Below are 18404 nucleotides of genomic sequence, written 5' to 3'. Positions count from 1 at the left end.
CCGTGTCGAAGTGTTCGCTGGTGCTACCACCCGGGCTGCGGGAGCATCGGAGGGTGCTGCTCCGCGACCGCCTCCTCGCCCTGACCGTCGCCGTGGTCTGGGGCCTGAACTTCCCGGCGACGGCGATCGCGCTCGAGCACTGGCCGCCGTTCCTGCTCGCCGCGGTGCGGTTCACGCTGCTGGCGGTCCCGACGCTGCTGTTCGTGCCGCGCCCGCCGATCCCGTTCCGGATGCTCGTGCTCGTCGGTGCGACGCTCGGGGTGCTGCAGTTCGCGTTCCTCTACCTCAGCATGGCGTCGGGGATGCCGTCCGGGCTGGCCTCGCTCGTGTTGCAGGCCTCGGCGCCGTTCACCGTCGTGCTCGCCGGGGTGTTCCTGCGCGAGCGGCTGACCCAGCGGCAGGTCGTCGGCGTCACGATCGCGGTCCTGGCCCTCGCCGCGATCGCCGTGCACCGCTCGCAGACGGCCGCGCTGCTGCCCGTCGTGCTGGCGCTCTGCGGGGCACTCGGGTGGGCGATCGGGAACGTGGCGACACGGAAGGCCGGGGCGCCGAACGGGCTGCACCTGACGCTGTGGTGGTCAGTGGTGCCGCCGATCCCGATGGCCGTGCTGTCGTTCGTCGTCGAGGGGCCGGCGCGGATGGGGCAGGCGCTCGGGACGGCCTTCACGCTCGAGGCGCTGCCCGCCGACCTCGGGCTGCTCTACATCGTGCTCGTGGCGTCGCTCGTCGGCTACGGCCTGTGGACGCGGCTGATGTCGCGGTACCCGTCGAGCACCGTCGCACCGTTCTCGATGCTCGTCCCCGTGGTCGGGGTGCTGGCGTCGTGGCTGGCGTTCGGCGAGGTGCCCGACGCAGTCGAGGTCGTCGCGGGCGTGGTCGTCGTCGTCGGGGTGCTGTGGGCGTCGCGCACGCCGCGCCTGCGCACGTCGGCTCCGTCTGGCTCGTCTGCTCCGTCGAGGGAGCAGCAGTCGTCGCCTGCGCTCGACCCGGGCGACGATTCCTGCTCCATCGATGCGCCCGTTGCCGAGCCCGCCGCCGCCGGACCCGCCGCTGTCAGCCCCGGTGCGCCCGACGGTCCGCGATGATGTCCGCGAGCGCCCCGTGGAGCAGCGGGTACCGGAACTCGTAGCCGGCCTGCACGAGGCGCGTCGGCACCACCCACCGGCTCTTCAGCACGAGTTCGGTCTCGGTGCGGATCGCGAACGACCCGAGCTCGAGCATCCACCGCCAGGTCGGCAGTCCGAAGCGTCGCCCGACGGCCTCCCGGATCGTGGCCATCACCGTGCGGTTGTCGGACGGGTTCGGGCTCGTGACGTTCACCGCGCCGTCGAGGTCGTCGTGGTCACGGATGAACCGGATGGCGCCGAGGACGTCGGCGATGTGCACCCAGCTGAAGCGCTGTCGCCCGTGGGTGTGGCGGTCGTGGTGGTACGTCCCCGCGGCCAGCCGCGCCGGGGTCGGGAACCAGGGGCCGTCGTGCTGCGGTCCGCCGAGCCCCGCCTGTGCGAGCCGGAGGAGCGGGACCAGAGCGCTGCCGTCCCCGAGGACGATCGCCATCCGGAGCGCGACACGACGGGTACCGGGCAGGTCGGCGGCGAACAGGGCGTCCTCCCACGCGCGGGCGACCCCGACCGAGAAGCCCTCGCCGAGCTCACCCGTCGCCTCGTCCTGCGGGCGGTCGTCGGCGTGCCGGTAGATGGTGGCGGTCGAGGCGTTGAGCCACAGCGGCGTCGGGTGCTCGGACGTGCGGATGGCCTCGGCGAGCTCGAGCGTGGTGTCGACGCGCGAGCGGATGATCTCCGCCCGGTTGCGGCGGCCGTAGCGGCAGTTGACGCTCTTGCCCGCCATGTTCACGACGATCGCGGCCCCGTCCACGAGTTCGCGGACCCGGAGCGTGTTGCCCCAGACCGCGTCGCCGGTGCGGCCGATCGTGACGACCTCGTAGCCCTCCTGCCGGAAGGCGTCCTGCAGGTACGTCCCGACGAAGCCGCTCGCCCCCGCGATCACCGCACGGCCCTTCGTCGTCTGGGTGCTGTCGTCAGTCATCGTTCTCCCCGTCCTGTCCCGGCGCGATCGCGTACCGGAACGCCCCCTCGTACCGGTACAGCGTGCCGAGGATCGGTGCCGCGAGCACCAGGGACACGCGCTGGCGGTCGGCTTCGTCATCGAATCGTTCCGTGAGCGTGACCCGCGGGGCGAGGAGGGCCGGGAGGCTCCACTCCCGACCCAGCGCACGGAACGACACACGCGTGGAGACCAGGCGCAGGACGCCGGCGTCCGGCCCGTGCGCGTCCACCTCCGCCCGCAGGTCGGCGCTGACGCGCCCGCGGCGACCGAGGTGGTCGACCAGCCCGTGCGGTCCGGCGGCGATGGCGTCCACCATCGTGCGGTCCCCGGAGCGGAACCGGAAGGTGCGGTGCGCGCGGACGGCGACCTGGGCCTCCTGGCCGGTGCCGGGGTCCCCGCGACCGACGCGGACCGGGCGGTTCGCGACGGTGAAGGGGACGTCGTGCTCCCAGACCGGGAACAGGACGCCGTCGCGGGCGAGGACCGCGAGGACGGGCCACAGCCAGCGCCGCGGGGTGCCGACCACGGTGAACACGCCCTCGCCGCGACCGACGTGGCCGGCCGGGATCGGGCCGAAGTACGTGCGGAGGCGCGGGTGCAGGCGGGCGAGGACCTCGGGTGCGACGGCGCGCTGCCAGGGCGATTCGGTCACGGGCACGATCCTGGCAGGTCGTCAGTCGTGCTCCCTACGATTGGGGCATGGGACACGACCACGGGCACGCGCACGCCGGTGCGAACGAGCGCGCCCTGCTCGTGGCGTTCTGCATCTCCGCGACGATCCTGCTGGCCGAGGTCGTCGGGGCCGTCGTGACCGGGTCCCTGGCGCTGCTCGTCGACGCCGGGCACATGGTCGTGGACACCGGTGGGATCGGCATCGGGCTCGTCGCCGTCCGGCTCGCGCGGCGCTCCCCCACGTCGCAGCGCACGTGGGGCTTCCAGCGGGCCGAGGTGCTCGGGGCCACGGCGCAGGCGGCGATCCTGCTCGCCGTCGGCGTGTACGTGATCATCTCCGGCGTGCAGCGGTTGTTCGTCCCCGCGGAGATCCACTCCGGGCCGCTGCTGGTCTTCGGGGCGATCGGCCTGGTGGGCAACCTCGTCGCGTACGCGGTGCTGATGCGCGCCTCCGGCGTGGACTTCACGTCGCGGGCCGCGCGGCTCGAGGTCCTCAACGACACGCTCGGGTCCGTCGCGGTGATCATCGCCGCGATCGTGCTCGGGGCCACCGGCTGGGACCGCGCCGACTCGGTCGCGGCGCTCGTGATCGGGGCGCTCATCCTGCCCCGGGCGATCCGGCTGCTCCGCGAGACCGCCAACGTCCTGCTCGAGGCCACGCCGCCTGGTCTCGACCTCGAGGACGTGCGGTTCCACATCCTCGAGCTCGAACACGTGATCGCCGTGCACGACCTGCACGCCACGCTCGTCGCCACCGGGGTGCCGAACCTCACCGCGCACGTCGTGGTGGACGACCACTGCTTCACGACGTCGCACGCGCCGGAGATCCTCGACGAGCTGCAGCGCTGCGTGGCGGAGCACTTCGACGTACCGGTTGCGCACTCGACGTTCCAGCTCGAGCCCGCGTCGCACCGACTGCACGAGCACGAGGTGCACGCGTAGGGACGCCGGTGCCGCGGGGTGCGCGGTGCGGGGGTGCGGCGCGCGGCGAGCGGCGAGCGGCGAGCCGATTCCGAACGACAACATCCCTGTCGTACGACGTCGAGCTTGTCGTTCCGGGGCGGAGGGGGCGGGCGGCGGCGGCGCGGCGCGGGACGGGGCGTCAGCAGTCGTCGTCGCGCGTGGGGTAGGCCGTGATGACGCGGTCCGTCGTGGCGGAGACGATGACCTTCACGAAGGCGTCCGGCGAGGGCGTCGTGCCGTCGTCGAACCGGACGGGAGCGGCATAGCAGACCTTGCCGTCACCCGCATCGACCGGGAAGCCCGACCGCGGTGCCGTCACGGCGGTCTTCACCGCGGTCAGCATGGCGTCGTCCCAGTCGCGGTCTCCCGTCCCGGCGAGGACGTCCTGCCAGTCGCCGGTGTGCCGCACGCGGATGTGCTCGTAGCCCTGGCTGCTGTTCCCGCACTGCAGGACGACCTGCCCGAGCGCGGCGGTGTCGTACCGGCCGACCTCGGCGCGGCTGCTCCGGTCGCACGAGGCCAGCACGTCGTCCCCGGGCAGGTCGGGCCCTCGACGGTCGATGACCACGGTGCCGTCGGCGGTCGCCACGGCCGCGGGAGCCGTCGTCGCGCTGGTCACCGGGTCGTCGCCGCTCCGCTGCGCGCCGAGGGCGAACCCTCCGGCGACGAGCCCGACGGCCACCACGACGGCCAGGCCGGCCACGACTGATCGGTTGCGCTGCGTCGGCATGCGGCCAGTATGCCGGAGGTGGGGCGAGCCTCCAGGCCGGGGACGACCCACCGGACCGGAGGCTCGGAGCGGCTCAGGCGCGTGCGGCCAGTCGGATGCCGGCGACGACGGCGAGCACCGAGACGAGCACCACGTACCCGATGAGGACGGGGAGCGTCGGGAGCACCAGGAGCGCTGCCCCGACCGCCACGACCGGCACGGTGAGCCCTGCGTAAGCGATGAGGAAGACGGCGGCGAGGACGCCGCCACGCTGTCCCGGGGCGGCCAGCTCGCCGGCGCTGCCGATCGCGGCGCGGAAGATCAGCCCGACGCCGGCACCAGCGACGACCCCGCCGCCGATGAAGCCACCGACCTGCAGGACCACGGCGGCACCGGCGAGGACCACGAGGCCACCGACGAGCAGCACCATCCCGAGGCGGATCTGCGCCCGCTGCGAGAGCCGGGCGAAGACGAGCTGCGAGAGGGCACTCGCGGCGAAGACGCCGAACGTGGTCGCACCGGCGGCCAGCCGGTCCGTGACGTGGAAGGTGGTGCCGAGGAAGGTCGGTGCGACCGAGGTGAACAGGCCCTGCACCGCGAGGGCGGCGAACGCGGCGACGCCGGCTGCCCAGAACGCGGCGGACTTGCCCGCCGGGGCCTGGATGCGCTGCGGGCGGTAGGGAGCGCGCTCCTCGGGACGGTCGACGGTCTCCGGGACGGCGAGCACGGCGATGAACGACACGACGAGCAGGACGACGAACACGGCGTAGGGCACCATCAGCGGGGCGCCGACGAACTCGGCCAGGGCGCCGCCGATGAGCGCGCCGAGCGACAGGCCGCCGAGGTTCACGACACCGGCGGCGATGCTCGCGCTCTTCGCGGAGCGCGGGTCACCGGTCGCACGGACCCGGAGCTCGCCGAGGTGCGCGGTCGCCGTGGCGGTCAGCGTGCCGATGCCGAGACCGGTGACGAAGCGGGCGACGATGAGGCCGCTGACGTCGTTCCAGACGAGGAACAGCACGGCCGCGACCAGCTCGAGGGCGATCGAGACGAGGATGAGCGGCTTGCGCCCGTGCACGTCGCTGAGGTGGCCGGCGAGCCAGAGGGACCCCACGACGCCGACGCCGTAGGCCGCGAACACGATGGTCGTCGTGAAGGTCGGGAAGCCGTCACGGGCCTGGTAGAGCACGTAGAGCGGGGCCGGGACGGTCGCGAAGGCCATCACCGCGAGGAAGGCGACGGCGACGGCCCAGAAACCGGCCGCGTGGCGGCGGCGGGTGTGCGAACGCCGGCCGCGCGGAGCGGGCACGCGGTCGTCGGGTGTGGTGGGGGTCGAAGCGGTGGGCGTCGCCGCGCTGTCCGTGACGGTTGACATGGTGCCATCGTCGTCCCGCCGGGTCATCATGTCGAACGGATGTCCTTGATGTCCGCCATCGACCTGATCGATGATGGTCGCATGGAGACCCGTCTGCTCGAACAGTTCGTGGCCGTCGCGGACGAGGGCACCGTGACCCGCGCCGCCGAACGGCTCTGGGCAGCACAGTCGACGGTGTCGGCGGGGATCGCGAGCCTGGAGCGCACGTTCGGCGTCCGGCTGTTCGACCGCACCGGCCGGCAGCTCGTGCTCACCACGGCGGGCGAGGACCTGCTCCCCCACGCCAGGGCCGTCCTGCAGTCCCTCGACCGGATGCAGGACCTGGCGACGGCGACCGACGCCGAGCTCCGCGGGCGGGTGCGGCTGGGGATCTTCACGAGCATGGACGTGGTCGACCTGATCGGGGTGCTCCGGACGTTCCGGGAGCGGCACCCGCTCGTGGCCGTCGAGCTCATGACGTCGCCGTCGGGCACGACCGGGCTCGTGCAGGACCTGACGTCCGGACGGCTCGACCTGGCCTACTGCGGCCTGCCCGTCGTGCCGGCCGGCATCACCGTGGAGCCCCTCCGCGAGATGCCGTTCCGGGCGTTCGTCGCGACGGACCACCCGCTCGCCGGACGGACCTCGGTGTCGCTGGCGGAGTTGGCGGACGAGCCGTTCATCGACACGGCGCACGGCTTCGGCAACCGGGTGATCCTCGACCAGGCGCTCGAACGGCTCGGGATCCGGCGGCGGATCGTCGCGGAGATGAACGACATGCCGGCGGTGGTGCGGTTCGCGACGGCGGGGCTCGGCGTGGGGGTCGTCCCGGACTCGGGTGCGGCGCACGAGGGGGTCGCGATCGACCTCGACGACGAGGTCGACCCGTTGCGCGTGGGACTCGCGATGCGGACGACGCCGGTGCCGAACCGGGCGACGCAGGCGCTCGCCCAGGACATCGTCGCCGCGCGGCGCTGAGGCGGGCGGCGCTGGGTGCGGCGCTGAGGGCGGGCGGCGCGGGGGGGCAATGGGGTGGGGCGGCGCGGTGCGGCGGGGTGGTTCGGATCGGCGTCGCACAACCGACGTGCGCTCGAACCACGGACGTGCCCGGTTCGAGCCGGTTCCGGTTGTGCGACGCCAGGCGGAACCGCGCGGACGGCCCGGGCGGCCCGGGCGGCCCGGACGGGTCAGGCGTCGAGCAGGGGCGCGACCCGGTCCACGGAACGCCGGGCAGCGGCCGAGGACGCCACGAACCCGATCACCACGATGCCGACACCGATCCCGACGACGATCCACCACATGGCGTGCGTGGCGACCGCGAACCCCGCTCCGACGCTGGCGACCGCGCTGGCACCGGTGACCGTGCCGGCGAGGGCGACGCCGAGGGACACCCCGGTCTGCCGACTCGTCGAGGCCATGGCAGCGGCGGACCCGGCCTGGGCGCGGGGCATGCCCGAGACGGCGGTGTTCGTGATCGGGGCGTTCACCATGCCGAACCCGAAGCCGAACAGCACGAAGGCGACGACGAGCACCCACATCGGTGTGGTGGCGTCGATCGTCGTGAGGACGGCTCCGGCACCGCCGATGCCGATCCCCGCGAGCACGAGGGGGACGCGCGTGCCGAACGACCCGACGAGCCGCCCGGACACCGGCGACATCACCATGGTGGCGAGGGCGGCGGGGAGCGTCCAGAGGCCGGACTCGAACGGGGACATGCCCCGGACCTCCTGGAGGTAGAGCGCGTTGAGGAACAGGAACGCCCCGTTCGCCCCGAACGCCGCCACCGCGGTGAGCACGGCGGACGAGAACGGGATGCTGCCGAAGAACCGGACGTCGATGAGCGGCTCCGCGCGACGACGCTCGACGGTCACCAGCAGCGCCAGGGACCCGGCGGCCACCACGAAGAGCCCGAGCGCACCGGGTGAGGTCCAACCGAGGCGCGGCCCCTCGATGAGTCCGCCGACCAGGGTCGCGAGCAGCACGATGACGAGCAGATGCCCGACCGGGTCGAGACGACGAGGCTTCGGAGAGCGCGACTCCGGGACGAACAGGGCGGTCAGGACGATCGCGGCGATGCCGATCGGCACGTTGATCCAGAAGATCGCCCGCCACCCGACCGTGTCCGTGAGTGCTCCGCCGACGAGCGGGCCGACCCCCATCGAGACGCCCACGACCGCGCCCCAGACGCCGACGGCCCGTGCACGTTCCTTGGCGTCGTCGAACGTCGCGGTGATGATCGACATCGCGACCGGGTTCATCATCGAGCCGCCGACGGCCTGGACCATGCGGAAGACGACGAGCCACCCCACGCTCGGCGCGAGCGAGCAGAGCAACGACCCGAGCGTGAACAGGGCGAGGCCGATCTGGAAGGTGCGACGGCGTCCGATGCGGTCGGCGGTGGAACCCGAGAGCATCAGGAGGCTGGCGAGCACGAGCGTGTAGGCGTCGATGGTCCACTGCAGACCGCTGATGCTGCTGTGGAGCTCGCGTCCGATCGAGGGCAGCGCGACGTTCACCACGGTGGCGTCCATCGAGACGATGAACAGGCTCATGCAGCAGACGGCGAGGATCAGGTACCGGTGGCGGTACCGGTCCGGGAGCGCTGGGTCACCCAGCGCGGGGCGCCGGACGTCAGTGGAAGCCGTCGTCGTCTCCTTCACCCGGGGTCTTGTGACCACCGAGCATGTCGTTGTCGTCCTGGTCGCTCGTGGAGGCGAGCTGCAGCATCGCCAGGACCACCACGACCACGATGAACGCGATGCCGAGGAAGATCAGGGCGAGCATGACCTCCCGCGTCGAGAGCAGCACGACGAGCCCGGTGAACACCGCGATGATCGCGGAGATCCCGAGGAGCTCGACCGGGCGCATGCGGTCACGACGGCTGGGGTTGGTCATGCGTGTGGTGCTCCGTCCGGGGACACTGCCGGAGCAGTCGTCCCCCACTTGTGCGAGAGGCCGGCGATCACGTGGAAGACCGCCGTGATGGCGAGGTAGGCGCCGAGCAGGCCGACGAGGACGATCGAGGCGTCGAGCGTGCCGGTCACGCGCTCGACCCCGCCGAGCTGCTGGGAGTAGTCCGGCGGCGTCAGGAGGAACGCGATCGCCAGCAGCAGGGTGAGCCCGCCGATCGTGGACCAGTCGCGCGAGAACGGCGACCGGCCGCGGGACCGCAGGCCCTGCGTGAGTTCGAGTGCACCGGTCAAGACGGCGAACGCGACGACCACCGCGATGAAGGCCGGCAGCCCGAACCCGTTGCACGCGATGCCGACGGCTCCGGCCACCACGCTGACGACGGCCTGCACGAGCGCGGTGCGGCGCGAGCGCGGGTCATCACGCAGCCGGGTGGCGCTGCCGATGCCGACGACCACGCCGTCGACGATGGCGAAGACGCCGAACAGCAGCAGGCCGTAGCCAGCCGCGTGGTTCGACGAGAAGGTGATGACCATCGCGATGACCGCGGCGGGGACGGCCCGCAGCACGGGGATCGGCCAGTACCGCGCGCGCTGGTGTGCGTCGGCGACGGAGTCGGACACGAGACCTCTTTCGGGCATGTTGATCGTTGTCCGATCCTACCGCCGCCCCGGTGTGCCCCCGTCCCGAGGACCCCGTCGGCGCTGAGGATCCGAGAACCTCAGCGCCGAGGGGACACACGCCGCCGGCTCAGTCGTTCACGGCACTCCTGGGCATCGCCGTCCCGCGCACCGGCTGCTCCGGAGCGCGACGTCGGCGCCGGGCGAGCACCCAGCAGCCACCGCCCAGGACGAGGAGCAGGACGCCGATGCCCGCGGCGAGCGCCGTGCCCGCGGCACCCGTGTACGCGAGCGCACTCGGGGCCGCCGGGGTCCGGTGTCCGGCGCTGCCGCCACCGTCACCGCGGTCGCTCGCGTGCCCGGTCGTCGGACCCGCGGTCGGGCTGCCGCTCGGCTGCGGTGACGGTGTCCGGGTCGGCGTCGGCCCGGGCGTGGCACCGGCGTCGGGGTCGTCCGGCCGCGGCACGACGATGGCGACCTCGTCCGAGGGGTCGCCGCCGTCCGGGTCGGTCGGGGACGTCGCGGTCGCGATGTTGACCACGTCGGAGCCGTCGCCGCGGTACTCGGGGTCGAGGACGGCCCGGATGTGGAAGGCGTGCTCCTGTCCGACGGCGAGGGACTCCCCTGACCGGCAGGTGACGTGCTGCCCCTCCGCGGTGCAGTCGTCGTCGGACCCGGCGAAGGACATCGCGGCGGGCAGGTCGTCGACCGCGCCGACGTCCTGCGCCATGGCGGGCCCCCGGTTGCGGGCGGTGACGACGTACTCGACCTCGTCACCGGGCTCGACGTCCGTCGACGGGCTGACCCGCTTGTCGGTCTCGACGTCGGCGCGGACGGTGATGGGCGTGGTGGCGGTGGAGGTGTTGTCGGACTCGTCGACGTCGGCCAGGCCGGGTGCCACGTCGATCGTGGCGACGCTCGTCAGTGCACCCTCGGCCGTGGGGTCGAGGGAGCCCTCGATCACCACTCTGGCGATGCCCCCACGGACCAGGTCGAGCGCCGTGTCCACGTCCCCGGTGCCGCTGCCGTCGCCGCACGCCGAGCCGTCGGAGGCCGAGCAGGTCCACGTCACGTCGCTGAGCTGGTCGGGGACGTCGACCGTGAACGGGCTCGGCTCGGAGTCGTTGCGACCGGTGTTCGCGGCCGAGACGGCGTAGCGGACCCGCTCCCCCGCGACCGCCGGGGCCGTCTCGTGCTCCACGCGGAGGTCCGCCGGCTGTGCGACCCGCAGGGCGTCGATCTCGTGGACGCTCCGGTAGGCGCCGGTCGCGCCGGTGAACCCGAGGCGGAGGGTGTCGGGCAGCGGGGCCTGGCCGTCGCCGCCGAGCTGGACCGAGTCGAGCACGGTCGTGGTGACCCCACCGGTCGTCAGGCGGACGGTGAGCTCGAGACCGTCGTCGCCGGGCTGCAGGGTGACGCGAACCGTCCTGGTGGTGGGGCCGTCGGTCTCGACCCCGCTGCGGACGGCGGCGTTGTCCACGAACCGGTAGCCGTCCGTGCCGTTGCCGGAGCCACGGACGGTGACCGTGTTCGGCGACCTGCCGGGACCACTGCCGTTGATGGGCAGGGAGAAGTTGCCGTGGAGGTCGAGGGCCACCGCGGCGAAGCCCCCGGGGAGCCCCGGCGTCTGGCAGGGTCCCGAGCCTTCGTTCTGCTCCGTGCGACAGGCGTACCCGAGCGCGGCCCCGGTCCCGCCGACCCCGGGAGCGACGGAGCCGTCGGCGAGGTAGAGGAGCAGGCCGTCGGCACCTTGCTCGTACGGCGTGTACATGGCGTAGTCGAACTCGACGTCGAGCCCCAGGGTCGACGGGAAGGCGTCGTCCATGGCCCAGGCCCCGGCGACGCCGACGTCCGCCGGTGTCAGGCGGAGCCGGCCGTCGACGATGCGGGCGCTGCCGGTCAGCGTGCCCCCGTCCGCGCTGGTGAAGTCGTTGACGTAGGGGAAGGTGTGGTCCTCGGCCTGCGCGGGCACCGGGCCGAGGGGCGCGAGGACGACGGCGAGCGCCGCCGCGACGGCCCCGAGTCCGGACGCCCGACGCACGCCGACCCCGGACGCCCGCCGCGCGCCACGCCCGACGACCGGACGCAGGCCGCGCGGGGCCGACCGACGCGGCCGGACCGGCGGAGCGGGTCGTGCAGGAGGTGGTGGTGGTTTCGCTGGTGATGTCATGCCACCGATGCTCGCGACCGGGCCGCGACCACACGGCGGGGCCGGGTTCATCTGTGGAGCCCGGCCCCGAGCCTCCTGGCTGTGGAGGGATGGACCCCGCAGCGATCAGCCCAGCGCTACCCCACCCACACCGTCGTCTCGCCGGGCAGCATCCCGTCCGTCAGCGGCCCGGACGCCAGCAGCACCTGTCCCTCGGGGAGCGGCACCGGCGACGTGCCGAAGTTCGTGTACGACCGCCACCCGTCGTGCCGGGCGAACCCGACGACGTGCGCCGGGGTGTCCAGCCACGTGAGGTGCTCGCCGCGCTGCAGCTGCCGACGCGTCGCGAAGGCCGCGCGGTACAGGGACAGCGTCGAGGTCGGGTCGTCTGCGAGGGCCTCGACGCTCGACGCGCCGAAGTCCTCCGGCTGGGGCAGTTGCGGCGGCACGTCGCCGAACCCGAACGACGGGCCGTCGACGGTCCACGGGATCGGCACGCGGCAGCCGTCGCGCCCCTTGACGGTGTGCCCCGAGCGGATCCACTTCGGGTCCTGCAGCAGCTCGCGCGGGATGGCTGCGGCCTCGTGCAGCCCGAGCTCCTCGCCCTGGTAGGTGTACGTCGAGCCGGGCAGCGCGAACAGCAGCAGCGAGGCCGCCCGGGCCCGGTGCAGCCCGTGGTCGCGGTCGAGCGGGGGCGTGGTGCCGTCGGTCATCAGCCACGCGTCGGTGTCCGTGTCGTCGGGCAGCCCGTACCGGGTGGCGTGGCGGACGACGTCGTGGTTCGAGAGCACCCACGTGCTCGACGCGCCGGACTCCTCGGACATGGCGAGGTTGCGCTCGATGATCGTCCGGAAGGCGGTCGGGTCGAACGGGGCCTCAAGCAGGTCGAAGTTGAAGGCCTGCCCGAGCTCGGTCGGCCGGGCGTAGAGGACGCGACGGGGCGCGGGTGCCCAGGCCTCGGCGATCGCGGCGCGCGGCGGGTCGTACTCGTCGAGCACACGTCGCCATCCCGCGAAGATCTCGTGCACCTCGTCGCGGTCGTAGAGCGGGTCCGAGCCGTCGAGGGGCAGCGCCTGCTCGTTCGAGGGGCGGTACGGCTCCGACAGGTCCTTGGCGAGCCCGTGGGCGACGTCGACACGGAAGCCGTCGACGCCCCGGTCGGACCAGAAGCGGAGGGTGTGCTCGAAGTCGGCGTGCACCTCGGGGTTCGTCCAGTCGAGGTCGGGCTGCTCCGGCGCGAACAGGTGCAGGTACCACTGGCCGTCGGGCACGCGGGTCCAGGCGCTGCCGCCGAAGTTCGCCACCCAGTCGCTCGGCGGGAGCTCCCCGTCGGCGCCGGCACCCTCGCGGAACACGTAGCGGGCCCGCTCGGGGGACCCCGGTCCGGCGGCGAGCGCGGCGCGGAACCACTCGTGCTCGTCCGAGGTGTGGTTCGGCACCACGTCCACGATCACCCGGATGTCGTGCGCGTGCGCCGCGGCGATGAGCGCGTCGGCGTCCTCGAGCGTGCCGAGCCGGGGGTCGACGTCGCGGTAGTCCGCCACGTCGTAGCCGCCGTCGGCGAGGGGCGACGGGAAGAACGGGGAGAGCCAGATCGCGTCCACCCCGAGTTCGGCGAGGTAGGGCACCCGGCTCGTGATGCCGGCGACGTCACCGAGTCCGTCGCCGTTCGAGTCGGCGAAGCTCCGCGGGTACACCTGGTAGACGACGGCCTGACGCCACCAGTCGGCGTCGGGGGTGGCGGGGGTGCTGGCTGGGGTCCTGGATCCGGTCACCCCTGCACGCTACCGACGACGACACACCCTGTTCCGAGGGTCGGGAACACGGCGTCGCACGAACCGGTTGGTTGTCGGTGAAACAATCAGACCCGACAACGACGTCGACGAACGACCACGCTCGACCACGAAAGGGTCCCCATGACGAACGTCCTCGTCCTCGTCGGCAGCCTCCGCGCCGGCTCCATCAATCGCAAGCTCGCCGAAGCCGCGATCCACCACGCCCCGGAGGGCACCACGCCCACCGTGTACGAGGGCATCGTCGACCTGCCCTTCTACAACGAGGACATCGACGGGGACACCCCGCCCGCCGCAGCGGTCGCGTTCCGGCAGGCGCTCGCCGAGACCGACGGCGTCCTGCTCGTCACGCCGGAGTACAACGGCACGATCCCGGCCGTGCTGAAGAACGCGCTCGACTGGGCCTCGCGGCCGTTCGGCGCCTCGCCCCTGTCCGGCAAGCCCGTCGCCGTCATCGGTTCCGCGTTCGGCCAGTACGGCGGCGTCTGGGCGCACGACGACGCCCGCAAGGTCGCCGGCATCGCGGGCGCGAAGGTGCTCGAGGACGTCAAGGTCGCCATCCCGCAGTCGGTCGTCCGGTTCGCGGAGACCCACCCGCGCGAGGACGCCGAGGTCACCGAGCTCGTCCAGGGCGCGCTGACCGCGCTCGCAGAGGCCGCCCAGGAGCCCGCAGCGGCCGCGTAGTCTGCCGCACCGACACCGGACGGGAGGCTCCCCACCAGCTGGTGGGGAGCCTCCCGTCCGGTGTGTCCGTCCTGAGCAACGGTCAGCACCACCCGTGTGTTCGCTAGACGTCCTAGCAACGAGACGGGTTACCCTGATCGGCATGTCCTTGCAGGAGACCGCGGAGGCGTCCGGGTACTGGTTCCCCGACGACGACGCGACGCAGCGCGGAGTCGCCGTGCTGAACGCCCTGCGTCGGTACCGTGCCGCCGAGACCGCGATGCGTCGGCGGACCCGTGACTCGATGGGCATGGGCGAGACCGACCTGCTGGCCGTGCGGTACCTGCTGCAGGCCCAGCGCGCCGGCCGCCAGGTCAGCCCGAAGGACCTCGCCGCGTACCTGAAGATCTCTTCGGCGTCGACGACGATCCTCATCGACCGCCTCGTGAAGAGCAACCACGTCCGCCGCGACAAGCACCCCACCGACCGCCGAGCCCTGGTCATCACCCCGACGACCGCGAGCGACGACGAGGTCCGCGCCACGCTCGGCACCATGCACCGCCGCATGATGTCGATCGCCGAGGGGCTCTCGCTCGAGGACGCCCGCACGGTGGCGTTCTTCCTCGAGCACATGCGCGACGCCGTCGACCAGGTCGACCCCGCTCCGTCGCACTGACGTCCACGCGTGCGCGGGGGACACTCCCTCACTGCGCACTGTGAACGGTGGCGCTCGCAGCGCGTAGACCAGAGAGGTCAACCGAAGCGAAAGGAGCCACCACCATGCACGCATCGGACAAGATGGCCAAGAACCTCCAGGCGGTCCTCGTGGACCTCATCGACCTGCACCTCCAGGGCAAGCAGGCTCACTGGAACATCCTCGGCACGAACTTCCGCGACCTGCACCTGCAGCTCGACGAGATCGTCGACGCCGCCCGCGAGTTCGCCGACGACACGGCCGAGCGCATGCGCGCGCTGTACCTGGTCCCCGACGGCCGCTCGGCGACCGTCGCCGCCGGCAGCCACCTCGACGCGTTCCCCGACGGGGAGATCACCACGCACGACGCGATCGACCAGATCACGCTCCGTCTGTACCAGGCGACCGGCACCATGCGTGACGTGCACGACGAGGTCGACGAAGAAGACCCGACGACCGCCGACCTGCTCCACGGCTTCATCGAGCGCCTCGAGCAGCTCGCCTGGATGGTCAGCGCCGAGAACCGCGCTCCCCGCACCCCCCTCGCCGCAGCGGTGACCTCGCAGACCGCCGAGGCCTCCGCGCACGCGTGACACCAGCACCACCAGCAGGTGACCGCGCGGCGCACTCGCGCCGCGCGGTCCTTCGTTGAACCAGGAAGGAACCGACGTGGACCTCGGCATCCAGGGCAAGACCGCACTCGTGTTCGGCGGCGACTCCGGCATCGGCTGGAACACCGCCCGCATCCTCCTCGCGGAGGGCGCCACGGTGGTCGTGACCGACATCGACCAGGCACGACTCGACAACTCGGCCGACCAGCTCGAGGCACCGGTCGGCAAGCTCCACGCCTTCGCCGCTGACGTGCGCAGTGCCGAGAGCCTGGCGTCGCTGCACGAGCAGGTGCGGGACGCCGTCGGCGAGATCGACATCCTCGTGCAGTCCTCCGGCGTGACCGGTGCGCAGGGGATGTTCCACGAGATCGACGAGGCCGGCTGGGCCGAGACCCTCGACGTCGACCTGATGGGTCCGGTGCGCATCACGCGCGAGTTCATCGCCGACCTGCGGAACGGCGGCTGGGGTCGCATCGTCTACCTCGTCTCCGAGGACGCGTCGCAGCCGTACGACGACGAGCTCCCCTACTGCGCCGCCAAGGCCGGGGTGCTCTCGTTCGCGAAGGGCCTGTCGCGCAGCTACGCGAAGGAGGGGCTGCTCGTCAACACCGTCAGTCCCGCCTTCATCCACACGCCGATGACCGACACGATGATGAAGAAGCGTGCCGAGCAGGTCGGCAGCAGCTTCGACGAGGCCATCGAGAGCTTCCTCGACGAGGAGCGTCCGTACATGGAGCTGAAGCGCCGCGGGGAGCCGGAAGAGGTCGCGAACGTCGTCGCGTTCCTGTGCTCCGAGCTCGCCAGCTTCGTCAACGGCTCCAACTACCGGGTCGACTCCGGCTCGGTCGCCACGATCTGACAGGGACACCATGACCGACTACCGCTACCTGATCGTCGGCGGCGGGATGGTCGCCGACGCGGCCGCCCGCGGCGTCCGCGAACTCGACACCGACGGCACGATCGGGGTCCTCAGCGAGGACGTCGACCGCCCGTACGCCCGTCCCGCCCTGTCCAAGAAGCTCTGGACCGACCCGGACTTCAGCTGGGACGAGAAGGTCGACCTGCACACGGAGGAGACCGGCGCGGAGTTCCTGCTCGGCACCAGGGTCGTCTCGATCGACCGTGCGACCAAGACCGTCACCACCGCCGACGGTGCCACCCACGGCTACGAGCAGCTGCTCATCGCCACCGGCGGCAAGCCCCGCGGCCTGCCCGGACTCGAGCCGTCCGACCGCGTGCTCGATTACCGCAGCGCGGCCGACTACCGACGCCTCCGCACCCTGGCCGACGCCGGCGTGCACGTGGTCGTCGTCGGTGGCGGCTACATCGGCACCGAGATCGCCGCGGGCGTCGTGCAGACCGGCGCCCGCGTCACCCTGGTCGACCCGGACGAGGTGGTCGGCGGCGCGATGTTCCCCGACGACCTGGCCCGGGCGTTCCAGCAGCGCTTCGTCGACCACGGCGTCGAGCTCCGGACCGGCCGCCGCGTGACCGAGGGCTCGCAGACCGCCGACGGCGTCACCCTGACGCTCGACGACGGCTCCGAGGTCGAGGCCGACGCGGTCGTCGTCGGCCTCGGGATCGAACCCGTGACCGGTCTCGCCGCGGACGCCGGTCTCACGGTGGACGACGGCATCGTCGTGTCCTCGACGCTCGTCACCGACGACCCCGCCGTGTTCGCCGCGGGTGACGTCGCACGGTACCCCGACCGGATCCTCGGCACCCGCCGGGTCGAGCACGTCGACAACGCGCAGCAGCAGGGGCGCCAGGCGGGCCGCAACCTCGCCGACGCCGACGAGACGTACGACCACACGCCGATGTACTACTCGAACGTGTTCGACATGGGCTACGAGGCCGTCGGGACCGTCTCGGCCGACCTGCGCACCGTCGAGGACTGGCAGGACCCCACCGTCACCGGCGTCGTCTACTACCTGGACGACGACGACACCGTGCGTGGCGTGCTGCTCTGGAACGTGTCGGACAAGACCGACGAGGCCCGCAAGGTGCTCGCCGAGGCGAACGCGATCACGCCCGACATGCTGCCGGGCCGCATCACGGCCTGACGAGACTGGCGGTCAGTGGTCGTCGCGCCGGTTCAGCTCCGGCGCGACGGCCTCGACGACCTCGTGGCGGACGTCCGGGTCGACCGGGGCGTCGGCGTCGTCGGCCATCGCGAGTGCATGGGCGGACTTGCCGGCCTCGAGGACCTCGTCGTCGCCCTTCGCCATGCCGAACAGCTCCTTGAAGCGGGCACGGACGACGAGCCAGGCGTCGCCGGGGCCGAGTCGGGCCAAGTCCGTCTTCGTCGAGTCATCGCGGACGCGCTGCAGCGATGACACCCCGCGGTCCGTCAGCTCGCCCTTCACGTGGGCGACTGCCAGGCGCGCGACGACGTCGGCCTGCGCGTGCATGACCGAGTGCGCTCCGCCGACGACCTCGCGGAGGACCGCGTGCGGGAAGACCCGGGCGAGGCGTCGGACCCAGTCGCGCGGGACCATCGCGTCGTGCTCCCCGCGGACGATGAGGACGCGGGCCTGCACGTGCGGGGCGCGCTCCTCGATCGGGAACGCGATCATCTTCGGCAGCACCTTGCGGAACCAGTGCCAGCCGCAGAGCGCGTACGCGGTGACGGCGTGGAAGCGGACGGCCGAGGGTTCGTGGAGCGCTGAGCGGAGGAACCGCACGGCGGACTCGCTGACCGTGCGGGCCTTCGAGTCGACGACGGGACTGATCAGGACCAGGTCGGTGAGCTCCGGGTGGCGCGCGGCGACCTCGGTGACGACCTGCGTGCCCATGGAGTGGCCGACGAGCACCGGGTTGTCGAGTCCGAGCTCCTCGATCACGCGCTCCACGGCATCGGCGTAGCGCTCGATCGAGACCGTGCCGCGGAACTTCGGCACGCCCGCGAAACCCGGCAGGTCGAGGGCGCGGACGGGGCCGAACTCCTCGAGGTTGGGCGCGAGGCGCTCGTAGTACGTCGACGCGATCCCCAGACCCGCGACGAGCAGGAACGGGCGCTTGCCCACGTCGCCGATGGAGCTCACGCGGACGTTCGTGCCGTCGACGGGGACGCGGTCGACCTTGACCACGACGTCGGCGCTCTCCGTGTGCTCCAGGGCGTCGGCGTGGCGCGGGTGCTCCTCGTTCACGTGGGTCTCCTCGGATGGCAGGCGGTCGCCCAGACTACCGTCAGGGGTCC

Annotated in this window: 18 protein-coding genes; 8 read left to right on the top strand and 10 right to left on the bottom strand. The window is 72.5% G+C overall.

Annotation, left to right across the window (positions count from 1 at the left end):
* Positions 1 to 53 precede the first annotated feature (53 nt).
* A complete protein-coding gene (locus ITJ68_RS03330; RefSeq protein WP_194659900.1) occupies positions 54 to 1085 on the top strand; it encodes an EamA family transporter in 1032 nt (343 codons plus the stop codon).
* On the opposite strand, the gene ITJ68_RS03325 is transcribed toward ITJ68_RS03330, so the two are convergent.
* Positions 1054 to 2046 (bottom strand): epimerase, encoded by a 993-nt coding sequence (locus tag ITJ68_RS03325; RefSeq protein WP_194659899.1) that lies wholly within the window; start codon positions 2044 to 2046, stop codon positions 1054 to 1056. The two genes, ITJ68_RS03330 and ITJ68_RS03325, sit on opposite strands and share 32 nt — an antisense overlap.
* The gene (locus tag ITJ68_RS03320; protein ID WP_323743203.1) at positions 2039 to 2719 is read right to left on the bottom strand and encodes a DUF4166 domain-containing protein; all 681 of its coding nucleotides are present in this window, start codon (positions 2717 to 2719) and stop codon (positions 2039 to 2041) included. The genes ITJ68_RS03325 and ITJ68_RS03320 overlap by 8 nt, the downstream gene beginning before the upstream one ends.
* 47 nt (positions 2720 to 2766) lie before the next feature.
* Between ITJ68_RS03320 and ITJ68_RS03315 the strand changes: the two genes are divergently transcribed.
* On the top strand, positions 2767 to 3681 hold the full coding sequence (locus ITJ68_RS03315) for a cation diffusion facilitator family transporter (RefSeq protein ID WP_194659898.1): 915 nt from the start codon (positions 2767 to 2769) through the stop codon (positions 3679 to 3681).
* 160 nt (positions 3682 to 3841) lie between these two features.
* On the opposite strand, the gene ITJ68_RS03310 is transcribed toward ITJ68_RS03315, so the two are convergent.
* Both ITJ68_RS03310 and ITJ68_RS03305 read right to left on the bottom strand, forming a co-directional pair.
* Positions 3842 to 4432 (bottom strand): hypothetical protein, encoded by a 591-nt coding sequence (locus ITJ68_RS03310; RefSeq protein ID WP_194659897.1) that lies wholly within the window; start codon positions 4430 to 4432, stop codon positions 3842 to 3844.
* Between the two features lie 73 nt (positions 4433 to 4505).
* Positions 4506 to 5786, bottom strand: coding sequence for an MFS transporter (locus ITJ68_RS03305; protein ID WP_194659896.1), 1281 nt, complete (start codon positions 5784 to 5786; stop codon positions 4506 to 4508).
* A gap of 48 nt (positions 5787 to 5834) precedes the next feature.
* Between ITJ68_RS03305 and ITJ68_RS03300 the strand changes: the two genes are divergently transcribed.
* Positions 5835 to 6743 carry a LysR family transcriptional regulator gene (locus ITJ68_RS03300; RefSeq protein ID WP_194659895.1) on the top strand — a complete coding sequence of 303 codons (909 nt, stop codon included), beginning with the start codon at positions 5835 to 5837 and terminating at the stop codon, positions 6741 to 6743.
* A gap of 209 nt (positions 6744 to 6952) precedes the next feature.
* On the opposite strand, the gene ITJ68_RS03295 is transcribed toward ITJ68_RS03300, so the two are convergent.
* The 5 genes from ITJ68_RS03295 to ITJ68_RS03275 form a co-directional block, all read right to left on the bottom strand.
* On the bottom strand, positions 6953 to 8425 hold the full coding sequence (locus tag ITJ68_RS03295) for a DHA2 family efflux MFS transporter permease subunit (RefSeq protein ID WP_416354632.1): 1473 nt from the start codon (positions 8423 to 8425) through the stop codon (positions 6953 to 6955).
* Positions 8397 to 8660: a hypothetical protein gene (locus tag ITJ68_RS03290; RefSeq protein ID WP_194659893.1), complete on the bottom strand. Its 264-nt coding sequence runs from the start codon at positions 8658 to 8660 to the stop codon at positions 8397 to 8399. The genes ITJ68_RS03295 and ITJ68_RS03290 overlap by 29 nt, the downstream gene beginning before the upstream one ends.
* Positions 8657 to 9298 carry a DUF308 domain-containing protein gene (locus ITJ68_RS03285; protein ID WP_268096147.1) on the bottom strand — a complete coding sequence of 214 codons (642 nt, stop codon included), beginning with the start codon at positions 9296 to 9298 and terminating at the stop codon, positions 8657 to 8659. Before ITJ68_RS03285 ends, ITJ68_RS03290 begins: the two co-directional genes overlap by 4 nt.
* 127 nt (positions 9299 to 9425) lie before the next feature.
* Positions 9426 to 11336, bottom strand: coding sequence for an LPXTG cell wall anchor domain-containing protein (locus ITJ68_RS03280; RefSeq protein WP_194659891.1), 1911 nt, complete (start codon positions 11334 to 11336; stop codon positions 9426 to 9428).
* A gap of 245 nt (positions 11337 to 11581) precedes the next feature.
* On the bottom strand, positions 11582 to 13219 hold the full coding sequence (locus ITJ68_RS03275; RefSeq protein WP_194659890.1) for a glycoside hydrolase family 13 protein: 1638 nt from the start codon (positions 13217 to 13219) through the stop codon (positions 11582 to 11584).
* A 141-nt stretch (positions 13220 to 13360) separates the two neighbouring features.
* Between ITJ68_RS03275 and ITJ68_RS03270 the strand changes: the two genes are divergently transcribed.
* The 5 genes from ITJ68_RS03270 to ITJ68_RS03250 all read left to right on the top strand — a co-directional run bounded on the left by ITJ68_RS03270 (position 13361) and on the right by ITJ68_RS03250 (position 17268).
* Positions 13361 to 13921: an NADPH-dependent FMN reductase gene (locus ITJ68_RS03270; RefSeq protein ID WP_194659889.1), complete on the top strand. Its 561-nt coding sequence runs from the start codon at positions 13361 to 13363 to the stop codon at positions 13919 to 13921.
* A 142-nt stretch (positions 13922 to 14063) separates the two neighbouring features.
* Positions 14064 to 14576, top strand: coding sequence for a MarR family winged helix-turn-helix transcriptional regulator (locus ITJ68_RS03265; RefSeq protein ID WP_194659888.1), 513 nt, complete (start codon positions 14064 to 14066; stop codon positions 14574 to 14576).
* 104 nt (positions 14577 to 14680) lie between these two features.
* Positions 14681 to 15187 (top strand): Dps family protein, encoded by a 507-nt coding sequence (locus ITJ68_RS03260; RefSeq protein WP_194659887.1) that lies wholly within the window; start codon positions 14681 to 14683, stop codon positions 15185 to 15187.
* 76 nt (positions 15188 to 15263) lie between these two features.
* On the top strand, positions 15264 to 16064 hold the full coding sequence (locus ITJ68_RS03255) for an SDR family NAD(P)-dependent oxidoreductase (protein WP_194659886.1): 801 nt from the start codon (positions 15264 to 15266) through the stop codon (positions 16062 to 16064).
* Between the two features lie 10 nt (positions 16065 to 16074).
* Positions 16075 to 17268 (top strand): NAD(P)/FAD-dependent oxidoreductase, encoded by a 1194-nt coding sequence (locus tag ITJ68_RS03250; protein ID WP_194659885.1) that lies wholly within the window; start codon positions 16075 to 16077, stop codon positions 17266 to 17268.
* A 12-nt stretch (positions 17269 to 17280) separates the two neighbouring features.
* Here ITJ68_RS03250 and ITJ68_RS03245 read toward each other — a convergent pair whose 3' ends face one another.
* Positions 17281 to 18354 (bottom strand): alpha/beta fold hydrolase, encoded by a 1074-nt coding sequence (locus ITJ68_RS03245; protein WP_194659884.1) that lies wholly within the window; start codon positions 18352 to 18354, stop codon positions 17281 to 17283.
* Between the last annotated feature and the right edge of the window lie 50 nt (positions 18355 to 18404).

It is taken from the genome of Curtobacterium sp. VKM Ac-1395, assembly GCF_015350975.1.
Classification (GTDB): Bacteria; Actinomycetota; Actinomycetes; order Actinomycetales; family Microbacteriaceae; genus Curtobacterium.
The sequence above is the reverse complement of the archived record's forward strand: the minus strand, read 5'-3'. Positions and strand labels throughout refer to the sequence as shown.

What these genes read in the sequence shown, in the direction of transcription:
- ITJ68_RS03325 (WP_194659899.1), bottom strand. Translation starts at nt 2,046, where the DNA reads ATGACTGACGACAGCACCCAGACGACGAAGGGCCGTGCGGTGATCGCG.
- ITJ68_RS03315 (WP_194659898.1), top strand. Translation starts at nt 2,767, where the DNA reads ATGGGACACGACCACGGGCACGCGCACGCCGGTGCGAACGAGCGCGCC.
- ITJ68_RS03310 (WP_194659897.1), bottom strand. Translation starts at nt 4,432, where the DNA reads ATGCCGACGCAGCGCAACCGATCAGTCGTGGCCGGCCTGGCCGTCGTG.
- ITJ68_RS03305 (WP_194659896.1), bottom strand. Translation starts at nt 5,786, where the DNA reads ATGTCAACCGTCACGGACAGCGCGGCGACGCCCACCGCTTCGACCCCC.
- ITJ68_RS03300 (WP_194659895.1), top strand. Translation starts at nt 5,835, where the DNA reads ATGTCCGCCATCGACCTGATCGATGATGGTCGCATGGAGACCCGTCTG.
- ITJ68_RS03290 (WP_194659893.1), bottom strand. Translation starts at nt 8,660, where the DNA reads ATGACCAACCCCAGCCGTCGTGACCGCATGCGCCCGGTCGAGCTCCTC.
- ITJ68_RS03270 (WP_194659889.1), top strand. Translation starts at nt 13,361, where the DNA reads ATGACGAACGTCCTCGTCCTCGTCGGCAGCCTCCGCGCCGGCTCCATC.
- ITJ68_RS03265 (WP_194659888.1), top strand. Translation starts at nt 14,064, where the DNA reads ATGTCCTTGCAGGAGACCGCGGAGGCGTCCGGGTACTGGTTCCCCGAC.
- ITJ68_RS03260 (WP_194659887.1), top strand. Translation starts at nt 14,681, where the DNA reads ATGCACGCATCGGACAAGATGGCCAAGAACCTCCAGGCGGTCCTCGTG.
- ITJ68_RS03250 (WP_194659885.1), top strand. Translation starts at nt 16,075, where the DNA reads ATGACCGACTACCGCTACCTGATCGTCGGCGGCGGGATGGTCGCCGAC.